At 50.9% G+C, this 4,548-nt stretch carries 8 protein-coding genes; 6 read left to right on the plus strand and 2 right to left on the minus strand.

Translation table 11 applies throughout. The features are described 5' to 3' along the window. The coding region (locus DGA31_RS29275; protein WP_241509681.1) for a MobA/MobL family protein at positions 1 to 356 on the minus strand (356 nt) is incomplete at its 3' end. A gap of 257 nt (positions 357 to 613) precedes the next feature. Here DGA31_RS29275 and DGA31_RS29280 point away from each other — a divergent pair. The 6 genes from DGA31_RS29280 to DGA31_RS29735 all read left to right on the plus strand — a co-directional run bounded on the left by DGA31_RS29280 (position 614) and on the right by DGA31_RS29735 (position 3,919). Further along, positions 614 to 922: a hypothetical protein gene (locus DGA31_RS29280; protein WP_109514899.1), complete on the plus strand. Its 309-nt coding sequence runs from the start codon at positions 614 to 616 to the stop codon at positions 920 to 922. A gap of 25 nt (positions 923 to 947) precedes the next feature. Then, on the plus strand, positions 948 to 1,142 hold the full coding sequence (relB, locus tag DGA31_RS29285) for a type II toxin-antitoxin system RelB family antitoxin (protein WP_109514900.1): 195 nt from the start codon (positions 948 to 950) through the stop codon (positions 1,140 to 1,142). Beyond that, positions 1,142 to 1,420: a type II toxin-antitoxin system RelE/ParE family toxin gene (locus DGA31_RS29290; RefSeq protein WP_109514901.1), complete on the plus strand. Its 279-nt coding sequence runs from the start codon at positions 1,142 to 1,144 to the stop codon at positions 1,418 to 1,420. The genes relB and DGA31_RS29290 overlap by 1 nt, the downstream gene beginning before the upstream one ends. A 568-nt stretch (positions 1,421 to 1,988) precedes the next feature. Beyond that, complete coding sequence (locus DGA31_RS29295) at positions 1,989 to 2,687, plus strand: replication initiation protein (protein WP_241509682.1); 699 nt, start codon at positions 1,989 to 1,991, stop codon at positions 2,685 to 2,687. A gap of 243 nt (positions 2,688 to 2,930) precedes the next feature. Further along, positions 2,931 to 3,197 carry a hypothetical protein gene (locus tag DGA31_RS29300; RefSeq protein ID WP_109514902.1) on the plus strand — a complete coding sequence of 89 codons (267 nt, stop codon included), beginning with the start codon at positions 2,931 to 2,933 and terminating at the stop codon, positions 3,195 to 3,197. Positions 3,198 to 3,268: 71 nt separating this feature from the next. Next, the gene (locus DGA31_RS29735) at positions 3,269 to 3,919 is read left to right on the plus strand and encodes a hypothetical protein (RefSeq protein ID WP_152035094.1); all 651 of its coding nucleotides are present in this window, start codon (positions 3,269 to 3,271) and stop codon (positions 3,917 to 3,919) included. A gap of 53 nt (positions 3,920 to 3,972) precedes the next feature. Here DGA31_RS29735 and DGA31_RS29915 read toward each other — a convergent pair. After that, the coding region (locus tag DGA31_RS29915) for an LPD7 domain-containing protein (protein WP_338322873.1) at positions 3,973 to 4,548 on the minus strand (576 nt) is incomplete at its 5' end.

Genomic DNA, 4,548 nt, shown 5'->3' on the forward strand with positions numbered 1-4,548 from the left:
CCTTCTGCGTCGACACGACGGGTCGTCATCAGGATGTGAACGTGGTGATTGCGCTGGTCACCGTCTTTGTCCGGAAGGTGAATCGCCAGTGTGCCCGCCGTGCCATAGCGGTTGGCCAAGTCCTGGGCGATGGCCTTGGCCAAGTCCCTGCGTTGCACCTGGTCGAGTTCATGAGGCAGTGCCACAAGCACTTCACGCGCAACGTTGGCGTTTTTGCGCGTCTCTGCTGCTTCGGCTCTGTTCCACAGAATCGCGCTGGGAATAGGCGCAACGCCGGCAGGCGCAAATGCCTCGGTGTAGGCAACGCCGGAACGGCGCCTGTAATCGTGAACCTCTCCAGTGCGCTCGTTCACCATCCGCTCTGCATTCCGGTACGCAGCGGCAGCAGTGGACGAACGTCCACTGCTACGGCCAACGGTCTTAACGGATACGGAGTAGAGGGCCACTTTTGATTCTCGACGTGCCTTTGATCGGCTTTTGATTTGTCGGCAACGCCGACCGCGCGCAAACGAAGTTTGCATAAGTGCGCCCTTGCTCTGCTTAGGGCTATCCTGTGCACGAGGCTACTTTAGCGTAGAATTCAGAAATCAGATACGGTGATGGGCATCAAGCTATGGCAGATTTGGAAGAGTTGAAACGCAAGCGTGACCAACTGACAGCGCGGATACAACAAGCAGAAGCACGTCAGAAGGCGTCGATCAAAAAGACTGAGGATAGGATCAAGATTTTGGTAGGTGCGGCTGTGCTGAATCACCACGGCCACAACCCTGAAAGTCATCACCAACTGCTCGCGATGATGGATGCATTCCTATCGAGGCCAACTGAGCGAGCCGTCGTACTGGGTGAAGATGGGAAGGGCTCAGAATCGTTTAAACGTCTCATCGCTGGGCAAACGTCGGTTGGCCAGCGCGGTGTAGACTGACCGTATCAATCATGGAGAAAGCTCGATGGCCAACCTTTCGCCAATCGTCTCTGAGTTCGAAACAGACGAACAGGCGGCCAGCTATGACCGCTGGTTTCGTCTGCAGGTGCAAACGTCACTGGATGATCCAAGTCCGGCCATACCTCACGATCAGGTCATGGCCGAAATGGAAGCAATCATTGCTGAGGCGGAAAATCAGCACCGGTATCGCACCAGGTGATGCAAATCCTCTGGCGAGCTCGTGCCCGTACGAGCCTGGCTAAAATCATTCGCTACATCGCAGCCGAAAACCCAAAGGCTGCCCGAGCACTCCAGGAACGCTTGGAGTCCGCCATATTGCCAATGGCTGAACACCCCTATCTCTATCGTCCAGGGCGAGTACCCGGTACCCGTGAAATAGTCGCCCATCCCAATTATGTGATCGTCTATCGCGTTGCCCTGGAGCGGATCGAGGTCGTTAACATCCTGCACGCACGGCAGGAATACCCATCCCCTTGATTACCCCAAGCTTCTAGCACGCGGTCTTTCGCGTAGCGTCCACGGTCCCACAGCGTTTAGCACTGCAAGAGGTTAGGTCCCGGTAGGTCCTATTCTTCAGCAACCCGGCGCCGGCTTTTCAGCAAGCTAACTCTCCCTTTTTCCGGGTCAACTCTGCCTTTTTCCGGGTAGGTCCGTTCTTTCTGGCTTTTATAGCCTGCTGAAACCCTTATAAATCAAGGCTCACAGCCTTGAGGCCTGTTCTGCCTTTCCCGGTTGATCTCCCCTGAACTCTCCCTTTTGGTCAGATGGTCGGATTTAAGACTGAGCTGCGCTTTTAAATCTTGTTTTTCTTGTTTTTTATCTTGTTTTCGGTCTCGTAACCCATTGATTTATAAGGCTGAAAACGGGTTTATGGGGGACAGATTCCGGGTTAAAGGGGGACAGATTCCGGGTTAAAGGGGGACAGATTCCGGGTTTATGGGGGACAGATTCCGGGTCATATCCACAGAATAGGGACAAGGACATATTGATTGTCCTTGCCCTAATGTGATTCAATCAGGGACAGATTCCGGGTAAGGGTGAAATTATGGAATTGCTCGACAACACAGTCACTCAGTCGAACAAGCTAATCGAGGCATCACACACGCTGACTCTTAACGAGAAACGCTTGATCCTGGCTGCTGCATCCATGATTGATCCACGCAAGCCGTTACCTAAAGACGGATACTTCACCATTAGGGCTGATTCATTCGCTGAGGTCTTCGGTATTGATGTATCCCACGCGTACGAGGCACTCAACGAAGCTGCCAGCAGATTGTTTGAGCGTGACATCCGTAGCTATGCGAAAAACGGAAAACTCATAGAGCGACTGCGATGGGTTTTCCATGTGAAATATAAAGAGGGACAGGGCTGCGTAGAGTTGGGGTTTTCCCCAAAGATATTGCCCCACCTGACCATGCTAAATCGAGAGTTCACATCCTATCAACTCAAGCAGATCGGCAACCTATCAAGCTTTTACGCTATTCGGCTGTACGAGTTGATGAGCCAGTTTCACAAACTAGGCCAGCGCGAGTGTACACTTGATCAACTACGCCAAATGCTCGACCTAGGCGAAAAATATAAAGATGTGAAGGACATGCAAAAACGAGTATTAGTCCCCGCATTGAAAGAACTGAACACGCATACGGATTTAACGATAACTACAGAGCCGCGCCGAAAAGGCCGGAAGATTATTGGATTTTCGTTCAGCATTACCAAACACGATCAGATAAGTTTGGATATATAGCGACTAGACATAAAATCGGTCTGGCTGGGGTTACGACCCCCAGCCAGACCTAACCACGACGACACCGCAGGAGGTGTTCACCATGGCTGCACGGCACTATACAGGCTCGCCTGTACCCAACCAAATCAGCAGTTCCCCTGCTGCCCAAACTGTCCCATTCGAGCTGGTAGGGACGGGCTTTTACGTCTTAATCCAACGGCGCCGCGATGGCCGTGTCCAGGGCATGCTGCAAGGCGGTGTGAAATGACAATGCTGTCACGAGCCCACAATCGCCTGAGCCTACCTCTTGAAGGCAGCATGGATGCGGTAGACACGCTGCGTCTTTTAATGAACTCGTTCGAGATGTATCACGAAATGATGCTTGCCTTAATGACCAAGGAATTAAGGCACCTTGATCCAAATATTTTATCGCATTGGACCGATGGAATCGACGGTCTAGCGGACTCGCTCCGACAACGCGCAATTCTTTTAGATGATTATCTTGCGCCGGATAGCGGCACCGACATATAGAAATAATGCAATGCCACGCTAAAGCAATTTAGCGTGGTCGTTTGCCGTGCGCTAATATTTAAGAGTACATTATGAATATTGACGAGAGAATCATGAGTCTTTTGTTGGTTGCCGAAGACCAACAAAAGGCTATGAATGAGACCATAGCCAAAATACAGCCATTGCTTGATGCTGCTGGAAAACAAAGTTCGTACCTAGAACATGTATCTAAAGAGATTACTTCCAGTTCAAGTAAAGTAACTGATGCTTTCAACAAGAGCTTGCCAGAATTTAAAAGGCTTATAGGAGAAGGTAATGACCAAGCAATAAAAGATGCACTTTCGAGCGTAAGAATAGAATCGTCAAGAATGCTCAAAGAAAGCCTAGATCCAGTAATTAAAAGCTTACAGGATTCTGTTCATGGCTTGAACGTAGCAAAAGAAAATATAAACGCTACTTCAAACAAAATGACATGGATTTTCTTAGTTAAGAACGTTGTTGCCTTGGCATCGTTTATAGCTATTGCATTTTTTATAGTTTCTTGGGAAGGCGAAAAGTACCAGAAGCTAGTTATTGAAAACGAAAAACTTAGCCGGGATATAAAAACTCTTTCTGACAATGGAGCGCGTATAAATATAGGTTCATGCGGCGGTAGAGTTTGCGTTGAAGTTCAGAAAAGTAATAGTCAGCTCTGGAACAGTGATTCAAACACCAAACATTGGATAATCCCCAAGGGATATTAGCCATCCGCCCACGTACGAAAAAGCCAGGCATTGCCTGGCTTTTTTCATTTTGCCTAACCGGGTGACGGTGGCTTCCATTTAGGCTGTCGCGCGGCTTCCAGCTGTTGTCTGCGCGCTTCTTCATCGCGGCGCTGCTGATTCCAAGCATTGATGCGTCGTTGCTCCTCGCGCTGTGCCTCGGCCTGTTTTTCCTGCTCGATGCGCACCCGTTCTTCATCCCGACGCCTCATAGCATCTTGCGTCTCTCGCACACCATCACGCCGAGCACGTATCGCTGCAAATCCGGCCTCAAGATCAAGCGTAGCGGCCTTGTCGGCTGGTTTTGACGCTGCTCTCTCGACCTCTGCTGCAAATCTGCCAAGCTCTGCGGAGACCCTTCGCTCGTGATCCAATACCGGCGTATTGACGATGTCATCGAGCCGCGCAGCATTGAGGATGGCCTGCTGCTCGGGCGTCTTCATCGTCACGTCGATGCGGTGGCGTACGATCAGGCCGATTGCTTTGGCTTTGAACGCATCGCTGCCTGTTAACTCGATGCTGCCCTCGTACCGGTCAACCGCGGTCAGCAGTGCTGCAACCACCTTGTCGTCGCTCTGACCGGCTCCGGGCTCCATTTGCAGCCGCTGTTG

The sequence above is a fragment of the Pseudomonas ovata genome (assembly GCF_003131185.1).
Taxonomy (GTDB): domain Bacteria; phylum Pseudomonadota; class Gammaproteobacteria; order Pseudomonadales; family Pseudomonadaceae; genus Aquipseudomonas; species Aquipseudomonas ovata.

Bases quoted from the DNA above. Each gene is read 5' to 3' on its own strand.
- relB (WP_109514900.1), top strand. From the start codon at position 948: ATGGCCAACCTTTCGCCAATCGTCTCTGAGTTCGAAACAGACGAACAG.
- DGA31_RS29735 (WP_152035094.1), top strand. From the start codon at position 3,269: ATGAATATTGACGAGAGAATCATGAGTCTTTTGTTGGTTGCCGAAGAC.
- DGA31_RS29290 (WP_109514901.1), top strand. From the start codon at position 1,142: ATGCAAATCCTCTGGCGAGCTCGTGCCCGTACGAGCCTGGCTAAAATC.
- DGA31_RS29280 (WP_109514899.1), top strand. From the start codon at position 614: ATGGCAGATTTGGAAGAGTTGAAACGCAAGCGTGACCAACTGACAGCG.
- DGA31_RS29295 (WP_241509682.1), top strand. From the start codon at position 1,989: ATGGAATTGCTCGACAACACAGTCACTCAGTCGAACAAGCTAATCGAG.
- DGA31_RS29300 (WP_109514902.1), top strand. From the start codon at position 2,931: ATGACAATGCTGTCACGAGCCCACAATCGCCTGAGCCTACCTCTTGAA.